This window comes from Azoarcus sp. DN11 (assembly GCF_003628555.1).
Taxonomy (GTDB): domain Bacteria; phylum Pseudomonadota; class Gammaproteobacteria; order Burkholderiales; family Rhodocyclaceae; genus Aromatoleum.
The window spans coordinates 4,928,672-4,947,854 of sequence record NZ_CP021731.1 but is presented as its reverse complement, the minus strand read 5'-3'; the positions used below and the strand labels follow the sequence as shown (position 1 = coordinate 4,947,854).

Here is a 19,183-nt window from a genome sequence, read left to right as displayed (position 1 = left end):
CAGATGGCAAACATACTTATCGTTGACGACGAAGTCGGGATCCGGGAACTGCTGTCCGAGATCCTGCGCGACGAGGGCCATGACGTCGTGCTGGCCGAGAATGCCGCCGCGGCGCGCGCAGTGCGCAACGCGCGACGCCCGGATCTCGTGCTGCTGGACATCTGGATGCCCGACACCGACGGCATCACGCTGCTGAAGGAGTGGTCGGCCAACGGCCAGCTCAACATGCCGGTCGTGATGATGTCCGGCCACGGCACGATCGACACCGCGGTCGAGGCGACGCGCATCGGCGCGATCGACTACCTCGAGAAGCCGATCGGCCTGCAGAAGCTGCTGTCGGCGGTGAAGCGCGGCCTGCAGCGTCCGGCCGCGCCCGGTGCGCCGGCACCGCTGACGCTCGCGGCCTTCACGCGTTCGGCGCCGCTGCGCGAGCTGCACCGCCTGGTGCAGCAGGTGGTCGTGAATTCGCGCGTGCTGCTGTTGCGCGTGGGGCCCGGCAGCATCGCGGAGCTCGCCGCGCGCAGCGTGCAGCCCAAGGTGCCGTCCTGGCTGGACCTCGCGGCCGTGTCGGCACCGCTGGACGTGAACCAGCTGCAGGCCTGTCAGGGCGGAGTGGCGTTCGTCGCCGAGCTGTCGCGCCTGTCGCGCACGCAGCAGAAGAATCTCGCGTTCGCGCTGGAGCGCCTGGAGCGCTACGACTTGCGCCTCGTCGTCGCGACCGATCACACGCTCGAATCGCTGGTGCGCGAGGGCTGGGAGGAGGCGCTGGTGATGCGCCTCTTCGAGGTGAGCCTCGCGCCGCCCTCGCTTGCGGACGTGCGCGACGACATCCCCGAGATCGCCGCGCAGCAACTGCTGCATCTGGTGGAAGCCGGCGAGGTGCCGCGCCGCACGTTCTCGACGGCGGCGTTGAACGCGCTGCGTGCGCAGCCCTGGCCGGGCGGCTACGCGGAGCTGCGCGCGGCGGTGAAGTCGCTCGCGCTGGGCACGCTGGACGAGGAGATCGTGCTCACCGACGTGCGCAAGCTCCTGATCCCGGCCTCCGAGGGCGCGGTCGCGGTGTCGCTCGACCAGCCGCTGCGCGAGGCGCGCGAGGCCTTCGAGCGCCTGTACTTCGAGCACCACCTGCGCCTAGAAGGCAGCAACATGACGCGCCTGGCGGAGAAGAGCGGCCTCGAGCGAACGCACCTGTACCGCAAGCTGAAGCAACTGGGCCTGCACGGCAGCCGGCGCAGCGAGGACGCGTGAGGCGCCGGGCGGGCTTTGACCCGCATCAAGGGCATCGCGCTAAATCCGAGAAAAATAGTCGACAATAAATCGCGTATCGGGGAGGTGAAGCGTGTTCGGGTCGACGACGAAACGGGCCTTGGCGCAGGCACGGGAAGACAACGCCACGCTGCGCGCGAGCGTCGCGTCGCTGCAGGCCGAAGTGGGAGACCTGGAGGAGCGGCTCGCCCGTTCCGAGGTCGAGCGGCAGCGGCTCGTTGCGCGCCACGCGGTGCTGGACGGCGTGCTCGGCAACATCCCGCGTTTCGGCGCATCGCTGGCAGGCATCCGCCAGTCTTTTTCGGGCCTGTCGGAGCAACTCAACGAGGAGGCGACGACGGCGCGCACGGCGTCGGCCGAATCGGACACCAACCGCGCGGCCTTCGAGAAAATCGCGGCGAGCCAGCGCGCGATGGTCGAGCGTATCTCGTCCGCGGGCGCGAGCGTCGAAGGCCTGGCGCGCCGTGCCGGGGAGATCGGTGGCATCGTGCGCCTGATCAAGGAGATCGCCGAGCAGACGAACCTGCTCGCGCTCAACGCCGCGATCGAGGCGGCGCGGGCCGGCGAAGCAGGGCGCGGCTTTGCGGTGGTGGCCGACGAGGTGCGCAAGCTTGCCGAGCGCACGGCGACCGCGACGACCGAGATCGGCAGCCTGGTTGCGGGCATCCAGGAGGAAACCGGCCAGGCGCGACGGATCATGGAGCTCGGCGCCGGCAACGCCGCGAGCCACGGCGCCGAGAGTGAGGCCGCGGTGCACAGCATGCAGCGTCTGCTGGGCTTGTCGCAGCAAATGCAGGCGACGGTTGCCTCGTCCTCGCGCCTCGCCAACGCCGAGCTCGCGAACATCGAGGAACTGGCGCTGAAGCTCGAGGTGTACAAGGTGCTGCTGGGTTTGTCCGAGCTGCGCGCGGACGAACTGCCCGACGAGACGCAGTGCCGCCTCGGGCGCTGGTACTACGAGGGCGAGGGACGCGCGGAATTCTCGCGCCTGCCCGGTTTCAGGGAGATGGAGGGGCCGCACAAGGCCGTCCATGATTTCGCGCGGCGGTCGGTCGAGTGCTATCGTGCGGGCGATGCCGCAGGGGCGCTGGAGGCGCTGACGCGCATGGAAGAGGCGAATCTGACGGTGATGGCGGGCATGGGGCGCATCGTCGGCGCCGGCGCGGGGCGCGGCGCCTGAACTCAGCCGGCACGCCCTCGCCGCAGGCACCGCTTTGGTGCCCGCGCTCCGTGCAATGCGTCATGACGGGGCGGATGCCGCCCCACGAGTCCCCTGGCGCTTTCCGACGATATCATCTAAGCGATTGAATCGAATAGAAAAAATACAAATGGCATAGCCCTTGCATTGGATTTCGTGACAACGCACCGCGCGTTGCACCAATTTCCATCAGGGGGATCTGTCGATGAACCGTCGCAACTTCGTCCAGGCATTTGCGCTGTCCGCTTCCGTCGCCGCGCTCGGCCTGCCGCTCGGCACCCATGCCGCCGACACCATCAAGGTCGGCATCCTGCATTCGCTGTCGGGCACGATGGCGATCTCCGAGACGGCGCTGAAGAACGTCGCGCTGATGACGATCGAGGAGATCAACGCCGGCGGCGGCGTGATGGGCAAGAAGCTCGAGCCGGTGGTGGTCGATCCGGCGTCGAACTGGCCGCTGTTCGCCGAGAAGGCGCGCCAGCTGATTTCCCAGGACAAGGTCGCGGCGGTGTTCGGCTGCTGGACTTCGGTGTCCCGCAAGTCGGTGAACCCGGTGTTCAAGGAGCTCAACGGCCTGCTGTTCTATCCGGTGCAGTACGAAGGCGAGGAGCTGGAGAAGAACGTCTTCTACACCGGCGCCGCGCCCAACCAGCAGGCGATCCCCGCGGTCGAATACCTGATGAGCGCCGAGGGCGGCAGCGCGAAGCGTTTCGTGCTGCTCGGCACCGACTACGTCTATCCGCGCACGACCAACAAGATCCTGCGCGCCTTCCTCAAGAGCAAGGGCGTGGCCGAGGCCGACATCATGGAGGACTACACCCCCTTCGGCCATTCGGATTACCAGACGATCATCGCGAAGATCAAGAAGTTCGCCGGCGAGGGCAAGAAGACCGCGGTGATCTCGACGATCAACGGCGACTCCAACGTGCCCTTCTACAAGGAGCTCGGCAACGCTGGCCTGAAGGCGACCGACGTGCCGGTGGTGGCGTTCTCGGTGGGTGAGGAGGAGCTGCGCGGCGTCGATACCAAGCCGCTGGTCGGGCACCTCGCGGCGTGGAACTACTTCATGACGCTGAAGAACCCCGAGAACGACGTGTTCGCGAAGAAGTACAAGGACTGGGCGAAGAAGAACGGCGTGCCCAACGCGGACACCGTGGTCACCAACGACCCGATGGAGGCGACCTATGTCGGCATCCACCTGTGGAAGCAGGCGGTCGAGAAGGCCAGGTCGACCGATACCGACAAGGTCATCGCGGCGATCGGCGGGCAGAGCTTCAAGGCGCCGTCAGGCTTCACGCTGACGATGGACAAGACCAACCATCACCTGCACAAGCCGGTGTTCATCGGCGAAGTGCGCGCCGACGGTCAGTTCGACGTGGTGTGGAAGACCAAGGAGCCGCTCCGCGCGCAGCCGTGGAGCCCGTTCATCGCCGGCAACGAGGGCAAGCAGAAGCTTTGAGCGTTCCGGCAGCATACAAAGGACGAGGGGAAGGAGGAGACAAGCCGGGCCAAAGGCTGGCGTGGTCCGGGGGCGGAGTGTTCCGTCCGGTTTTGCGCCAGCCACCCCCGTTTCACGTTCGGGCCGGCGGTGGCCGGCCCATTTTTTTGCAGCACGACTGACCCGGCAACTAGATACCGTTCGGGCCGAGCCCTTCGACTTCGCTCTGGGCGAACGGGGGTATTTGATTGCCGACTGGATAACTCGAATTCGGGCGCCCGGCCGCGGGCGGGGCGCCAAATGGAAGATCTTGCGATGTTGCGACGATTCACCGGACGACTGATGTGCGCCGTGGCGCTGGGACTGGCGATGCTCGCCGGGCCGGCGCGGGCGGCGCTCGACGAGGCGGCGCTGGCCGGACTGGCCGGAGATTTCCAGCATCGCATCGAGACGATCGAGACGCTGGGCCTCGCCGGCGGCGAGGATGCGCGTCGCGTACTGGATGCGCTCGAAAGCGGTGCCCTGGGCATCGCGGCAGGGCGCGTGGTGATCGTGCAGGGCGAGTCGGTCGTCGCCGCGGCGAGCGGCGAGGGGCTCGACATCGGGGCCGCTGCGGTCGAGACGATCACCGTGAATAACCGCGTGCGCCGCGCGCTCGGTACCGCGCGGGCGGCGCTGGCCTTGTCTTCGCCCGATCGCAGCGAGCGCCTTGCCGCCGTGCGCACGCTCGCCGACGATCCCGGTCCGGCGCTGCTGCCGGCGTTCGAGCGCGCGCTGGCGGCGGAAACGGACGGCGAGATCCGTGGCGTGCTCGCCCGTGCGGCAGCGCGCGTGAATCTTGCGTCCCCGGATGCCGCGAAGCGACTGCAGGCGGTCCAGGCGCTCGGCGAGTCGTCCGACCCGGCGGTGAAGAATCTGCTCGCTGCGCTGGCCGAGAAGACGGGCGACGAATGGGTCGAGCCGAGCAGCGAAGTGCGCGCCGCCGCCGACATGGCGATCCACGCGATCGACCGCCGCATCGCCATCGCGGAGGGTATCGGCACGCTGTTCTCGGGCCTGTCGCTGGGCTCCATCCTGCTCCTCGCGGCGCTGGGCCTGGCGATCACCTACGGCGTGATGGGCATCATCAACATGGCGCACGGCGAGTTGCTGATGGTCGGCGCCTACGCGACCTTCCTCGTGCAGGGGATGTTCCGTACATACCTGCCGGCCCATGTCGATTGGTACGTCGCCGCCGCGATTCCCGTCGCCTTCCTCGCCGCGGCGCTGGTCGGCGTCGCGCTGGAGCGCCTCGTGCTGCGCCACCTCTACGGCCGCCCGCTGGAGAGCCTGCTCGCGACCTGGGGGCTGTCGCTGGTGCTGATCCAGGCCGCGCGCGTCGTGTTCGGCCCGCAGAACGTCGAGCTTGCGAATCCGGCGTGGATGTCGGGCGGCATCGCGCTCGCGGCGGGTGTCGTGCTGCCGTGGAACCGCATCGTGATCGTCGGCTTCGCGGTCTTCGTGCTGGTGCTGATCTGGCTGATGATGCAGAAGACTCGGCTCGGCATGTTCGTGCGCGCGGTGACGCAGAACCGCGCGATGGCGGGCTGCGTCGGCGTGCCCACCGCGCGGGTCGACACGCTCGCGTTCGCGATCGGCTCGGGCGTGGCGGGTCTCGGCGGGCTGGCGCTGTCGCAGATCGCCAACGTCGGCCCGGCGATGGGCACCGGCTACATCGTCGATGCCTTCATGGTCGTCGTGCTGGGCGGCGTCGGCCAGCTTGCCGGTGCGGTGTGGGCGGCGCTGGGGCTGGGGATCGTCGCGAAGTTCCTCGAGGGCTGGGCCGGCGCGGTGATCGCGAAGATCCTCGTGCTGGTGTTCATCATCGTGTTCATCCAGAAGCGGCCGCAGGGGATCTTCGCCCTCAAGGGCCGCTTCGCCGACAGCTGAGGATTTTTCGATGCGTACCCCATTGACGCTGAGATTGCTGCAGAGCACCCCACGCGCGGGCTGGATCGCGCTGGCGCTCTTTGCCGCGATTGCCTGCATCGGCGTGCCCGTGGCGCACGTGGTGCTGCCCGAGTCGCACGCCCTGCATCTGTCGGCCTACACCGTGAGCCTCGTCGGCAAGATCCTGTGCTACATGGTCGTCGCCGTCGCGATGGACCTGATCTGGGGCTACGCTGGCATCCTGTCGCTCGGCCACGGGCTTTTCTTCGCGCTCGGTGGCTACGCCTTCGGCATGTACCTGATGCGCCAGATCGGGCGCGACGGCAGCTACGGCGCGAACCTGCCGGACTTCATGATCTTCCTCGACTGGAAGGAGCTGCCGTGGTACTGGGCCGGTTCGGATTCCTTCCTGTGCTCGCTCTTCCTCGTCGTCGCGGCGCCGGGGCTGGTGGCCTTCGTGTTCGGCTGGTTCGCCTTCCGCTCGCGCATCAGGGGCGTGTATTTCTCCATCATCACGCAGGCGCTCACCTACGCCGCGATGCTGCTGTTCTTCCGCAACGAGACCGGCTTCGGCGGCAACAACGGCTTCACCGACTTCAAGCGCATTCTGGGATATGCGATCACGTCGCCCGGGATGCGCGCGACGCTCTTCGCGCTGTCGGCGGCGCTGCTCGTCGCGACGCTCGTGATCGGGCGCTACCTCGTCGCCTCGCGCTTCGGCCGCGTGCTGGCGGCGATCCGCGATGCCGAGAGCCGCGTCATGTTCATCGGCTACAACCCGCTGCACTACAAGCTCTTCGTGTGGACGCTGTCGGCTGTGCTGTGCGGGCTCGCGGGGGCGCTGTACGTGCCGCAGGTGGGCATCATCAACCCCTCCGAGATGAGCCCGGCGACCTCGATCGAGATCGCGGTGTGGGTCGCCGTCGGCGGCCGCGGCACGCTGGTCGGCGCGGTGCTCGGCGCGGGTATCGTGAATCTCGCGAAGAGCTGGTTCACGGTGTCCTTCCCCGAATACTGGCCTTTCTTCCTCGGTTTCCTGTTCATCGCGGTGACGCTGTACCTGCCCGATGGCGTGGTCGGCCTGTGGCGCAGACTGCGCGCGCGCCGGGCGGTCGGGGCCGTGAAGCCGGCGACCGGGCCGTGCGGCGAGCCCACCGCGGTGCAGCCCGAATTCGAACCGAGCGCGAAGGGAGCCCAGGCATGAGCGGCGTCATGGATCGGGAACGAAACGCCGTCGCCGACGAGCAGCGCGGGAACTTCAGCGGTAACGCGTCGGGCGCTCACGTGGTGCGCGAGGGCGAGCTGGACCTGTCGCACAACGTGATCCTCTACCTCGAGGACATCACGGTGAGCTTCGACGGTTTCCGCGCGCTGAACAAGCTGAGCCTGGCGATCGACGCGGGCGAGCTGCGCTGCATCATCGGTCCCAACGGCGCGGGCAAGACGACGATGATGGACGTGATCACCGGCAAGACGCGGCCGGACTCGGGCAAGGCCTTCTTCGGCCAGACGATCGATCTCACGCGCCTGACCGAGCCGCAGATCGCGCACGCCGGCATCGGCCGCAAGTTCCAGAAGCCGACGGTGTTCGAGCAGCACAGCGCGTTCGAGAATCTGGAGCTGGCGATGAAGGCGGACAAGCGCGTGCGCCGCACGCTGTTCGCGCAGCTCTTCGACGACGACCGCGACCGCATCGCCGAGGTGCTGACGCAGATCGGCCTCGCGCACGAGGCGGACCGTCCCGCGGGTCTGCTGTCGCACGGCCAGAAACAATGGCTGGAGATCGGCATGCTGTTGATGCAGGAGCCGAAGCTGCTGTTGCTGGACGAGCCCGTCGCCGGCATGACCGACGACGAGACGGCGCGCACGGCGGAGTTGTTCGTGAGCCTCGCGGGCAAGCATTCGCTGGTGGTGGTCGAGCACGACATGGCCTTCGTCGAGGCCTTGGGCGGCAAGGTGACGGTGTTGTGCGAGGGATCGGTGCTGGCGGAGGGGGACCTCGCCGACGTGCAGGAGGACCCGCGGGTGATCGAGGTGTATTTGGGCAGATGAGGAAGGAATGAAGCGGCCGTCGATCACGAAGGACGCAAGCTGGATGTGGCGGGTGTTTGCGGAAGGGCGAGGACTGTCTGAGCGCAAGCGCGGAAGCGCGCTGCTGCGCGAGTTCCGCAGCCCTGGAGCAAATACCCGCCGCAGCCGGCGATTACAACTGCGAATTGGAATCGTCTTGATTTCTTTGGTCTTCAAGAACGTTTGGGCGAGGCGTTCGTGCTGCTAACCGCCAGCCACAGGGGGAATTCCCTCCGCGGCTGCGGAACTCGCGGGACGGCGCGCTTCCGCGCCTCCGCTCAGACAGTCCTCGCCGCTCCGGGAACACCCCCTATGTCCGGCTTAGGCCGGGGTTTCACGGAAGTCTTCAAAGGCAGGATCAAATGCTGAAAGTCGAAAACATCAACCAATACTACGGCGGCAGCCACATCCTGCGCGGGCTGTCCTTCGACGTCCCGCTCGGCAGGGTCACGACCCTGCTGGGGCGCAACGGCGTCGGCAAGACGACGCTGCTGAAGACATTGATGGGCCTCGTGCCCGCGGCGAGCGGCAGCGTGCGCTTCGGTGACGCCGACATCACGCGCGCGCCATCCCATGCCCGCGTGAAAGCCGGCATCGGCTACGTCCCGCAGGGCCGCGAGATCTTCCCCCGCCTGACCGTCGAGGAAAACCTCCTGATGGGCCTCGCCACCCGTCCGCGCAGTGCCGAACTGCCCGCCCGCATCTTCGACATGTTCCCGGTGCTGCGGCAGATGCTCGGGCGGCGCGGCGGCGACCTCTCGGGCGGGCAGCAACAGCAACTTGCCATCGGCCGGGCGCTTGCATTCGGCCCGAAACTGCTGATCCTCGACGAACCCACCGAGGGCATCCAGCCCTCCATCATCAAGGATATCGAACGTGCGATCCGCAGCCTTGCCGAAACCGGCGAAATGGCGATCCTGCTCGTCGAGCAGTATTACGATTTTGCGCGCTCGCTCGCCGACCGCTACCTCGTCATGGAGCGCGGCGAGATCGTCATGCGCGGCGACGGCGCGAGCATGGACGCCGACGGCGTGCGTGCGGCGCTGGCGGTGTGAACCTGCGGCGGATGGAGACAGGAGGCGCTGCGGTGGTGCATGATTGACGCTCGCCGGCACCCGTCGCGATGCCTTCGACCGTCAAGGTTTCGATGCCATGCCGTCGTGGTGCGGCCGCCGATGCTTGCCCTGCCATTTTCCGACTTCCAGTCATGATCGCCGTCATCGACAGACTGCCAGCGCTCGTACCGTCGTCCGCGTCCGGCTGGGAAGCGATGCTGCGGCTCGGCTTCGAGCGGCGCGGTGCGCGTACCGTGCTCGCACGGCGCACCCACCGCGGTCCGCTGCGCCTGCAGAAGGCCCTGTATCCGGAAGGCGAAGCCGTCTGCCACGGCATCGTGCTGCATCCGCCCGCCGGCATCGTCGGGGGCGATTCGCTCGAGATCGACGTGTCCGTCGACGCCGGGGCCCATGCGCTGCTGACGACGCCCGGGGCCGGCAAGTGGTATCGCAGTGCGGGCGCTTCCGCGCGGCTCGTGCAGCGGATCGCGGTGGGCGAAGGTGGGGTGTGCGAATGGCTGCCGCAGGAGAGCATCGTCTTCGATGGCGCGCTCGGACGCCTCGCAACGGAGGTCGAACTCGCGCGCGGCGCCTGCTTCGTCGGTAGCGAGATGCTGTGCTTCGGCCGCACCGGCGCGGGCGAATGCTTTGCGCACGGCGAGTTGCGCTTGTCGATGCGCATCCGGCGCGAGGGCAGGCCGCTGTGGCTGGAGCGCGGCTGCATCGACGGCGGCAGTGTGCTGCTCGATTCGCCGGTGGGGCTAGCGGGGCAGCCGGTCGTCGGCAGCCTGCTCGTCGCTTCGCCGCGATGCGACACGGGCCTGCGCGATGCGTGCCGCGAGATCGTTCCGGCGGTCGGGCAGGGCGGGGTGACGCTGGTGCCGCCGGGACTGCTGGTGGCGCGCTGGCTGGGGCCGGCGTGCGAGCCGGGGCGCGAGTGGTTTCTGCGGCTGCTTTCCGCGATCCGGCCAGTGGTCGCCGGCCTGCCGATGCGCGTGCCGCGGATATGGAATACCTGAAGATACCCGAAGGAGGACAAGAGGTATGGAACTGACTCCCCGCGAGAAGGACAAGCTGCTGCTCTTCACCGCCGGCCTGCTCGCCGAGCGGCGCCGCGCGCGCGGCCTGAAGCTGAACTATCCGGAGGCGGTCGCGCTGATCTCGTGCGCGATCCTCGAAGGCGCGCGCGACGGGCGCACGGTGGCCGAGCTGATGAGCGAGGGCACGACGATCCTCGCGCGCGACGAGGTCATGGAAGGCGTGCCGGAGATGATCTCGGAGATCCAGGTCGAGGCGACCTTCCCCGACGGCACGAAGCTCGTGACCGTGCATAACCCGATCGTTTGAGGCTTATTTCAATGTGGCTGCCCGCGACCGTCACGCCGGGAATTTGCTCCGGGCTGCGGAACTCGCGGTGCGGCGCGCTGCCGCGCCTGCGCTCAGACAGTCCTTGCCCGCTCCGCAAACACCCGGCGCGCCGGTCGCTACGTTGTGCCGCTTCCGGTCTTATCGGACATGAATGGGCAATCACTCCTCCGTTCGCCCTGAGCTTGTCGAAGGGCGTTTGTTTATAAGGCATTTGGAGAGAAGCACATGATTCCCGGTGAATACCTCGTCGCCGACGGCGATATCGAACTCAATGCCGGACGCGCGACGTTGACGCTGACGGTGACCAATACCGGCGACCGACCGATCCAGGTCGGTTCGCATTACCACTTTGCCGAGACGAACGCGGCGCTCGCCTTCGACCGCGCGGCGGCGCGCGGCTTCCGGCTCAACATCGCGGCGGGCACCGCGGTGCGCTTCGAGCCGGGGCAGTCGCGCACGGTCGAGCTCGTCGCGCTGGCGGGCGAGCGCAAGGTGTATGGCTTCAACGGCGACGTGATGGGGGCGTTATGAGCGCGCAAATTTCGCGCCGCGCGTACGCGGAGATGTTCGGGCCGACGGTCGGTGATCGCGTGCGTCTGGCCGACACGGAGCTGTGGATCGAGGTCGAGCGCGACTTCACGATCTACGGCGAGGAGGTGAAGTTCGGCGGCGGCAAGGTCATCCGCGACGGCATGGGGCAGGGACAGAAGGTGGCCGCGGAGGTCGCCGACACCGTGATCACCAACGCGCTGATCGTCGACCATTGGGGTATCGTCAAGGCCGACGTCGCGATCAAGGGCGGGCGCATCGCGGGCATCGGCAAGGCTGGCAACCCGGACATCCAGCCGGGCGTGACGATCGCGATCGGTGCCGGCACCGAGATCATCGCCGGCGAGGGCATGATTCTCACCGCCGGCGGCATCGATACCCACATCCACTGGATCTGTCCGCAGCAGATCGACGAGGCGCTGATGAGCGGCGTGACGACGATGCTGGGCGGGGGCACCGGCCCCGCGACCGGCACGTACGCCACGACCTGCACGCCGGGGCCGTGGTACCTCCACCGCATGCTGCAGGCCGCCGACGCCTTTCCGATGAACATGGGCTTCTTCGGCAAGGGCAACGCGAGCCTGCCCGAGCCACTGCGCGAGCAGATCGCCGCCGGCGCAATCGGGCTGAAGCTGCACGAGGACTGGGGCTCGACGCCGGCGGCAATCGACAACTGCCTGACGGTCGCCGACGAGATGGACATCCAGGTCGCGATCCACTCCGACACGCTCAACGAGTCGGGCTTCGTCGAGACCACGCTCGCCGCGTTCAAGGGCCGCACGATCCACACCTTCCACACCGAAGGGGCGGGCGGCGGCCACGCGCCGGACATCATCCGCGCGGTCGGCCAGGCGAACGTGCTGCCCTCGTCGACGAACCCGACGCGGCCGTTCACGGTGAACACCCTCGACGAGCATCTCGACATGCTGATGGTGTGCCACCACCTCGACCCCGCGATCGCCGAGGACGTCGCCTTCGCCGAGTCGCGCATCCGCCGCGAGACCATCGCCGCCGAGGACATCCTGCACGACACCGGCGCGTTCTCGATGATGTCGTCCGATTCGCAGGCGATGGGGCGCGTCGGCGAGGTCGTGATCCGCACCTGGCAGACCGCGCACAAGATGAAGGTGCAGCGCGGACCGCTGCCCGAGGACTCGCCGCACAACGACAACTTCCGCGTGAAGCGCTACCTCGCCAAATACACGATCAACCCCGCGATCACACACGGCATCTCGCATGTCGTCGGCTCGATCGCGGTCGGCAAGCTCGCGGACCTGGTGCTGTGGAAGCCCGCCTTCTTCGGCGTGAAGCCCTCGTTGATCCTGAAAGGCGGCATGATCGCCGCCGCCGCGATCGGCGACGCCAACGCGTCGATCCCGACGCCGCAACCGGTGCATTACCGCCCGATGTTCGGCGCCTTCGGCGGCGGGCTGAAGACTTCCGTGAGCTTCGTGTCGCAGGCGGCGCTCGCGAACCCGGCGCTCGCCGCGCTGGGGCTCGCGAAGCCGCTCGTGGCGGTGAAGGGCTGCCGCGGCGTGAGGAAGGCCGATATGGTGCACAACGGCGCGACCCCGGTGATCGACGTCGATCCCGAGACCTATGTCGTGCGCGCCGACGGCGAGCTGCTGAGCTGCGAGCCCGCCGATGTGCTGCCGCTGGCGCAGCGTTATTTCCTGTTCTGAGAGGTCGACATGGCCGAATCCGATTCCGCGCTAGGCAAGACGATGCTGTTGCTCGAAGCGTTATATGAAGGGCCCGGGGCCGCGACGGAGAAGCTGGAGCTCGACTTCTCCTACCGCACGAAGAGCCGCCTGCGCGCGCAGCTCGTCTCGGGCGAGGAGGTGGGCCTGTTCCTGCCACGCGGCACCATTTTGCGCGGCGGTCAGAAACTCTTGGGCCGCGACGGGCGCCTCGTCGAGGTCGTCGCCGCGCCGGAGGACCTGCTCGAAGCGCGCTGCGCGAATGCCCTGGCGCTCGCACGTGCGGCCTACCACCTGGGCAATCGCCACGTCGCGGTCGAGGTCGGCGCGGACGGGGCGGGCGAATGGCTGCGCATCCAGGCCGACCACGTGCTCGAAGGCATGCTCGCGGGGCTCGGCGCCACGGTCGCTGCGCTGCGCGCGCCCTTCGAGCCGGAGGCGGGGGCCTATGCGCATGGGCACCAGCACCCGGGAGACGGCAGCGGGGCGCGGATTCACATGATGGGCGGGCGCTGATGCTGCCCCTTGTGCGCCTGCTGCAGCTCGCCAGTCCCGCATTGCCGGTTGGGGCCTACACCTATTCGCAGGGGCTGGAGTGGGCGGTCGAGTCGGGTGCGGTGCGTGACGAGGCAGGGGCCGGGCGCTGGATCGGCGACCTCCTCGAATGGAGTCTCGCGCGCTTCGAGGCGCCGCTGCTCGCCGAACTGATGCGCGCGTGGGACGAGGGCGACGGCGACGACGCGAGTGTCGCGGCGCTGAACGCCGATTTCCTCGCCAGCCGCGAAACCGACGAGTTGCGCGCCGAAACCGTGCAGATGGGCTACTCGCTGGTGCGCCTGCTCGCCGATCTCGACGCCTTCGCCGGGCTGGCCGGATGGCGTGCGCGCCTGCTCGCGCTCGACGAAGCGGCCTTTCCGGCGGCCTGGGCGGCGGCGGCCGCAGCGTGGGCGATTCCCGTCGACATGGCGCTGCCGGCCTATCTGTGGGCCTGGTTGGAAAACCAGGTCATGGCGGCGGTGAAGGCCGTGCCGCTCGGCCAGTCCGCCGGCCAGCGCCTCTTGTCGACGCTGGGCGCGCGCCTCCCCGCACTCGCGGCGCTGGGCGCGCGCCTTCCCGCGGACCAGTGGAGCAACTTCACCCCCGGCCTCGCGCTCGCGAGCAGCCGGCATGAAACCCAATACACGAGGCTCTTCAGATCATGACCCCCCACACCTCCCAGCCCCTGCGCGTGGGCATCGGCGGGCCGGTCGGCTCGGGCAAGACCGCGCTCACGCTCGCCTTGTGCCTTGCCTTGCGCGAACGCTACGACATCGCCGTCGTCACCAACGACATCTACACCGCCGAGGACGCGCAGTTTCTCGTGCGCAATGAGGTGCTCGAACCCGAGCGCATCATCGGCGTCGAGACCGGCGGCTGCCCGCACACCGCGATCCGCGAGGACGCGTCGATCAACCTCGAGGCCGTCGACCGCCTGATCCGGCGCTTCCCCGGCGTCGAGATCATCTTCGTCGAATCCGGCGGCGACAACCTCGCCGCGACCTTCTCGCCCGAGCTCTCCGACCTCACGCTGTACGTCATCGACGTCGCCGCCGGCGACAAGATCCCGCGCAAGGGCGGCCCCGGCATCACGCGCAGCGACCTCCTCGTGATCAACAAGATCGACCTCGCCCCGCTGGTCGGCGCGAGCCTCGAAGTGATGGATCGCGACGCGAAGAAGATGCGCGGCGAGCGCCCCTTTGTCTTCAGCAACCTCAAGACCGGGCAGGGCCTCGCCGAGATCATCGATTTCATCGAGCGCCAGGGCCTGCTGCGCCCCCCCCGCCTCGACGGGGGTGGAAAGGGTGTGACCCCTTGCGCACCGCGGCTGCCATGCAACTGACCGGCCCCATGTCGCGATGGCTTGCGAAAGTGCGCGGTTGCGTGCATCGCATGCCTTGGCATGCATCGCGTATTCTTCGTCCAGTTTCCTTCCGCAACGTTTGCTCAAGGATATCGTCATGAACCTCCACCGTTTCCCGATCGCACTCGCTCTCTTCGCCGCGACCGGCTCCGCCATGGCACACAGCGGCCATGGCGGCGAGAGCTTCTTCGCCGGCTTCGCCCATCCGTTCGGCGGCCTCGACCACCTGCTGGCGATGCTGGCGGTCGGCCTGTTCGCGGCGCGGCAGCAAGGGGCGCTGCGCTGGGCCCTGCCGGCCACCTTCATCGTGGCGATGATCGGCGGTGCGCTGCTGGGGGCGGCGGGCGTCGCGCTGCCCCTGGTCGAAACCGGCATCGCCGCATCGGTGCTGGTGTTCGGTCTGCTGATCGCGGTCGTCGCGCAGCTACCCGCGCGTGCCAGTCTGCCGCTTGTGGCCGTCTTCGCGCTGTTCCACGGCCATGCGCACCACACGGAAATGGGCGACGGTGCGCTGCTCACCTTCGCCGCGGGTTTCGCGCTGGCGAGTGTCGCGCTGCACTGCGCGGGTTACCTGCTGGCGCGGTGGCTGCCCCGGTCGCGCGCGGGACTCGCGCTGCAGCGCGTCCTCGGCGGGCTGATCGCCGCAGCGGGCGCGGCATTCCTGGCCGGCTGAGGGCGGGGCGGCGGGGAGCCGCCGCCATCGCCCCGCGGGCCGGACTCGGCATGACGGCGGAAAACGCGGATAATTGCGGTTTGCGCCCGCTCGGGCAGACTTGAGGATGTAACCGTGACCCGCCTGCAGAACGACACCTTCCTGCGCGCCCTGCTGCGCCAGCCGACCGAATACACGCCGATGTGGCTGATGCGCCAGGCGGGGCGCTACCTGCCCGAGTACTGCGAGACGCGCAAGCGCGCCGGCAGCTTCCTCAACCTGTGCAAGAGCCCGACGCTGGCCTGCGAGGTCACGCTGCAGCCGCTGGCGCGCTACAACCTCGACGCCGCGATCCTGTTCTCCGACATCCTCACCGTGCCGGATGCGATGGGCCTCGGCCTGTACTTCGCCGAAGGCGAGGGCCCGCGCTTCGAGCGTCCGCTGCGCGACGAGTGGGAGATCCGCAACCTCGCGATCCCCGATCCCCACGCCGAGCTGCAGTACGTGATGGACGCGGTCGCCGAGATCCGCCGTGCGTTGAACGGCAGCGTGCCGCTGATCGGCTTCTCCGGCAGCCCGTGGACGCTCGCCTGCTACATGGTCGAAGGCGGCTCGTCCGACGATTACCGCAAGGTCAAGGCAATGGCCTACTCGCGTCCCGACCTGCTGCACCACATCCTCACCGTGACGGCCGACTCGGTCGTCGCCTACCTCAACGCGCAGATCCAGTCCGGCGCGCAGGCCGTGATGGTGTTCGACTCCTGGGGTGGTGTGCTGTCGGAAGCGGCCTACCACGAGTTCTCGCTGCCCTACCTGAAGCGCGTCGTCGACGGCCTCATCAAGGCACATGACGGCGAGCGCGTGCCGAATATCGTGTTCACGAAGGGCGGCGGCCTGTGGATCGAGAGCATCGCCGGCATCGGCTGCGACGCCGTCGGCCTCGACTGGACGATGGACATCGGCCGCGCGCGCGCCCTCGTCGGCGACAAGGTCGCGCTGCAGGGCAACCTCGACCCGAACGTGCTGTTCGCGCCGCCCGAGGCCGTCGCGCGCGAAGCCAGGCGCGTGCTCGATTCCTTCGGCAACCACCCCGGCCACGTCTTCAACCTCGGCCACGGCATCTCGCAGTTCACGCCGCCCGAGTCGGTGTCCGTGCTGGTCGACACCGTGCACGAGCACAGCCGCAAGATCCGCGCCGGCGTCTGAACGTCCGGCGACACCCGAACCCCGGCCGGGACGCGCACGCTGCGCACCCCGCCGGGGTTCCCTTTTCCGGTCGGGCGGAGTGCGCGCCGAGGGGGCACTTGGCCGCACCCTTGCGGTGCGGCGTGAGCCGGCGACGGCACCCCGCCTAGCCTTGTCAAGCGGAAAAAGATGTGTTGACCGCTTGACTTATGCACAACTGACCGGTCCCGATGCCGCATGCTGGCTGGAATTGGGGCTTATTCACCAAAAATTCTAACTGTCTGAAATTAAACGAATAAAAATTTGCCTACTGTTAAGGCAAAGTGACAGAAAGGCATGCGCTGCGCCGGGTTTACCGCGTTTCACCCATGCTATCAACAAAGTTATCCACAGGATTTGTGGACAAGGGCCGGAAGGGTTTCGCGGCAAAGATTTACTTCCTGTTTTCGAACAACGAATTTAACAATCATCCATAAGCATCTGATTTATTGATATAAAACGCGTAGAGCACAAGACCCGAATGCCTATCGTCCGCGTCGCGCTTCCCGTTCCGCTGCCACAACTCTTTGATTATTCGTCGCAAGACGCATGTGAAGAGGATGTGGGGCGCTGCGTGCGCGTGCCCTTCGGGCGGGGCGAGAAGAGCGGCGTGATCGTCGCGTTGGTCGCCGAATCGGAGCTCGATCCGGCGCGCCTCAAGACGGTGCGCCACATCCAGCGCGAAGTCGCGCCCCTGCCGGCGGATTGGCTGGAGCTCGTCGGCTTCGTCGCGCGCTACTACCATGCGCCGCTCGGCGAAGTGATCGCGCTGGCGCTGCCGCCGGGGCTGCGGCGCGCCGATGCCGTGAGCGATCGCGAGAGCGATCCGCTGCTGGACCTGAGCGCGGCCGGCCATGCCGCGCTGGCGGAAACGCGCCGCCCGAGCCGCGCGCTGGCGCTGCTCGGCGAACTGCGCGCGGCCGGCGTGATCCGTCGCAGCGCCGCGCGCGAACTGCCCGCAGGGGCGGCGCTCGGCGACGCGATGAAGCGCGGCTGGGTCGTTGCGGTGCGCGGCACCGACCCCGCGCAGCCCGCGGCGAGCCGCCCCGAACTCACGCACGAGCAGCGCGCCGCGGTCGAGGCGGTCACGAGCGCGCCGGACGGCTTCGCGCCGTGGCTCCTGCAGGGCGTCACCGGCAGTGGCAAGACGGAAGTCTACCTGCGCCTTGCCGAACGGACGCTCGCCGCCGGCGGGCAGGTGCTGATGCTGGTGCCCGAGATCGCGCTCACGCCACAGCTCGAATCGCGCGTCGCCAACCGCTTTCCCGCCGCCTGCGTCGTGAGCCTGCATTCCGCGCTCGCCGAAGGGGCGCGCTCGCGCGGCTTCGTGCAGGCCCTCGAGGGGCGCGCGGACATCGTGCTCGGCACGCGCCTGTCGGTGTTCGCGCCGCTGCCGCGCCTGGGGCTGATCCTCGTCGACGAGGAACACGATGCCTCGTACAAGCAGCAGGAAGGGGTGCGCTACTCGGCGCGCGACGTTGCCGTGTGGCGCGCGCATCAGCGCAAGGTGCCGGTCGTGCTGGGTTCGGCGACCCCCTCGCTGGAGAGCTGGCAGCACGCGCGCCAGGCGCGCTACCGCAGCCTGCGCCTCGATGCGCGCGCGCTTGCGAGTACGCTGCCCACGGTGCGCCGCATCGACACGCGCCGCCTGAAGCTCGACGAGGGCCTCAGCCCGCAGCTCAGGACTGCGATCGGCGAGCGCCTGGCGCGCGGCGAGCAGAGCCTCGTGTTCCTCAACCGCCGCGGTTACGCGCCGGTGCTGTCCTGCCCCGCCTGCGGCTGGGTGAGTCACTGCCCGCACTGCTCGGCCAACCTCGTCGTGCATCTGGCCGACCGGCGCCTGCGCTGCCACCACTGCGGCTGCGACACCGAGGTGCCGCACCATTGCCCGGTGTGCAACAACCAGGACATCCAGCCCTTCGGCCGCGGCACCCAGCGCATCGAAGCGCGCCTCGCCGAACTCTTCCCCGAGGCGCGCGTGCTGCGCGTCGATCGCGATTCGGCGCGCACGCGCAGCCAGTGGGAAAGCCTGCTTGCGCAGATCGCCAGCGGCGAGGCGGACATCCTCGTCGGCACGCAGATGATGGCGAAGGGCCACGACTTCCCCCAGCTCACCCTCGTCGGCGTGATCGGCGCCGACGCCTCGCTGCACGCGGCGGATTTCCGCGCCCCCGAGCGCCTCTTCCAGCAGCTGATGCAGGTCGGCGGGCGGGCCGGGCGCGCGCACCTGCCGGGCGAAGTGCTGGTGCAGACCGAGTACCCCGACCACCCGCTGTACCGCTGCCTCGTGAAGCACGACTTCGACGCCTTCGCCGCCTCCGCGCTCGACGAGCGCCGCGCCGCGGGCTTCCCGCCCTTCACCTATCAGGCGATGCTGCGCGCCGACGCGCCGATGCTCGACGACGCGATGCAGTTCCTCGCCCATGCGCGCCGCCTCGCGCAGGAGATGGCCCCGGCCGGACTGCGCGTGTTCGACGCGGTACCGATGCGCCTGACGCGCCTCGCGCGGCGCGAGCGCGCGCAGCTGCTGGTCGAAACCGACGAGCGCGGACCGCTGCAGGCTTTCCTCGTGCACTGGATCGAGGTGCTGCGCGCCCAGCGCACGCCGCGCGAGCTGCGCTGGCAGCTCGACGTGGATCCGCTCGACGTCTGAGCGCGAGCGCGCCGCAGACGAGCCGGCGCGCCTGACCCGGTGCGTCCGGCCTCGCCGGGCAGCCGCACGCGCATCCCGTCGGACTTTCGCGCGCCCACGACTGCGCATATCATCGCCGGGTCGTCGCCTGTCCGCCGGAGCCGCCTGGCGGCGCTGCGACCGTCGGCCCGTGTCGGGCCAG

At 68.5% G+C, this 19,183-nt stretch carries 17 protein-coding genes; all 17 read left to right on the top strand.

Annotated elements, in window-relative coordinates; translation table 11 throughout:
- Positions 1-3: 3 nt before the first annotated feature.
- Entirely contained in the window at positions 4-1,248 is a 1,245-nt protein-coding gene (locus tag CDA09_RS23035) for a sigma-54-dependent transcriptional regulator (protein ID WP_121430652.1), read from the top strand.
- Positions 1,249-1,339: 91 nt separating this feature from the next.
- The gene (locus tag CDA09_RS23030; RefSeq protein ID WP_121430651.1) at positions 1,340-2,446 is read left to right on the top strand and encodes a methyl-accepting chemotaxis protein; all 1,107 of its coding nucleotides are present in this window, start codon (positions 1,340-1,342) and stop codon (positions 2,444-2,446) included.
- A 223-nt stretch (positions 2,447-2,669) separates the two neighbouring features.
- Complete coding sequence (urtA, locus tag CDA09_RS23025) at positions 2,670-3,923, top strand: urea ABC transporter substrate-binding protein (RefSeq protein ID WP_121430650.1); 1,254 nt, start codon at positions 2,670-2,672, stop codon at positions 3,921-3,923.
- 294 nt (positions 3,924-4,217) lie between these two features.
- A complete protein-coding gene (gene urtB, locus CDA09_RS23020) occupies positions 4,218-5,831 on the top strand; it encodes an urea ABC transporter permease subunit UrtB (protein ID WP_121430985.1) in 1,614 nt (537 codons plus the stop codon).
- 10 nt (positions 5,832-5,841) lie between these two features.
- Positions 5,842-7,035 (top strand): urea ABC transporter permease subunit UrtC, encoded by a 1,194-nt coding sequence (gene urtC, locus CDA09_RS23015; protein WP_286164303.1) that lies wholly within the window; start codon positions 5,842-5,844, stop codon positions 7,033-7,035.
- Positions 7,032-7,883 carry an urea ABC transporter ATP-binding protein UrtD gene (gene urtD, locus CDA09_RS23010; protein ID WP_121430649.1) on the top strand — a complete coding sequence of 284 codons (852 nt, stop codon included), beginning with the start codon at positions 7,032-7,034 and terminating at the stop codon, positions 7,881-7,883. Before urtC ends, urtD begins: the two co-directional genes overlap by 4 nt.
- Before the next feature lie 380 nt (positions 7,884-8,263).
- Positions 8,264-8,956, top strand: a complete 693-nt coding sequence (gene urtE / locus CDA09_RS23005; RefSeq protein WP_121430648.1) for an urea ABC transporter ATP-binding subunit UrtE — start codon at positions 8,264-8,266, stop codon at positions 8,954-8,956.
- Between the two features lie 152 nt (positions 8,957-9,108).
- Positions 9,109-9,975: an urease accessory protein UreD gene (locus CDA09_RS23000; protein ID WP_121430647.1), complete on the top strand. Its 867-nt coding sequence runs from the start codon at positions 9,109-9,111 to the stop codon at positions 9,973-9,975.
- Positions 9,976-10,000: 25 nt separating this feature from the next.
- Positions 10,001-10,303 carry an urease subunit gamma gene (gene ureA / locus CDA09_RS22995; RefSeq protein WP_121430646.1) on the top strand — a complete coding sequence of 101 codons (303 nt, stop codon included), beginning with the start codon at positions 10,001-10,003 and terminating at the stop codon, positions 10,301-10,303.
- Positions 10,304-10,549: 246 nt separating this feature from the next.
- Positions 10,550-10,855: an urease subunit beta gene (locus CDA09_RS22990; RefSeq protein ID WP_121430645.1), complete on the top strand. Its 306-nt coding sequence runs from the start codon at positions 10,550-10,552 to the stop codon at positions 10,853-10,855.
- Positions 10,852-12,555, top strand: coding sequence for an urease subunit alpha (ureC, locus tag CDA09_RS22985; RefSeq protein ID WP_121430644.1), 1,704 nt, complete (start codon positions 10,852-10,854; stop codon positions 12,553-12,555). Before CDA09_RS22990 ends, ureC begins: the two co-directional genes overlap by 4 nt.
- 9 nt (positions 12,556-12,564) lie before the next feature.
- Entirely contained in the window at positions 12,565-13,089 is a 525-nt protein-coding gene (gene ureE, locus CDA09_RS22980; protein ID WP_286164302.1) for an urease accessory protein UreE, read from the top strand.
- Positions 13,089-13,775: an urease accessory protein UreF gene (locus tag CDA09_RS22975; RefSeq protein WP_121430643.1), complete on the top strand. Its 687-nt coding sequence runs from the start codon at positions 13,089-13,091 to the stop codon at positions 13,773-13,775. The genes ureE and CDA09_RS22975 overlap by 1 nt, the downstream gene beginning before the upstream one ends.
- Entirely contained in the window at positions 13,772-14,452 is a 681-nt protein-coding gene (ureG, locus tag CDA09_RS22970; protein WP_286164301.1) for an urease accessory protein UreG, read from the top strand. Before CDA09_RS22975 ends, ureG begins: the two co-directional genes overlap by 4 nt.
- Before the next feature lie 118 nt (positions 14,453-14,570).
- Positions 14,571-15,146, top strand: a complete 576-nt coding sequence (locus CDA09_RS22965) for a HupE/UreJ family protein (RefSeq protein WP_121430642.1) — start codon at positions 14,571-14,573, stop codon at positions 15,144-15,146.
- A gap of 114 nt (positions 15,147-15,260) precedes the next feature.
- Positions 15,261-16,331 carry a uroporphyrinogen decarboxylase gene (hemE, locus tag CDA09_RS22960; protein ID WP_121430641.1) on the top strand — a complete coding sequence of 357 codons (1,071 nt, stop codon included), beginning with the start codon at positions 15,261-15,263 and terminating at the stop codon, positions 16,329-16,331.
- A 499-nt stretch (positions 16,332-16,830) separates the two neighbouring features.
- Entirely contained in the window at positions 16,831-19,002 is a 2,172-nt protein-coding gene (locus tag CDA09_RS22955) for a primosomal protein N' (protein WP_121430640.1), read from the top strand.
- Positions 19,003-19,183: the final 181 nt, after the last annotated feature.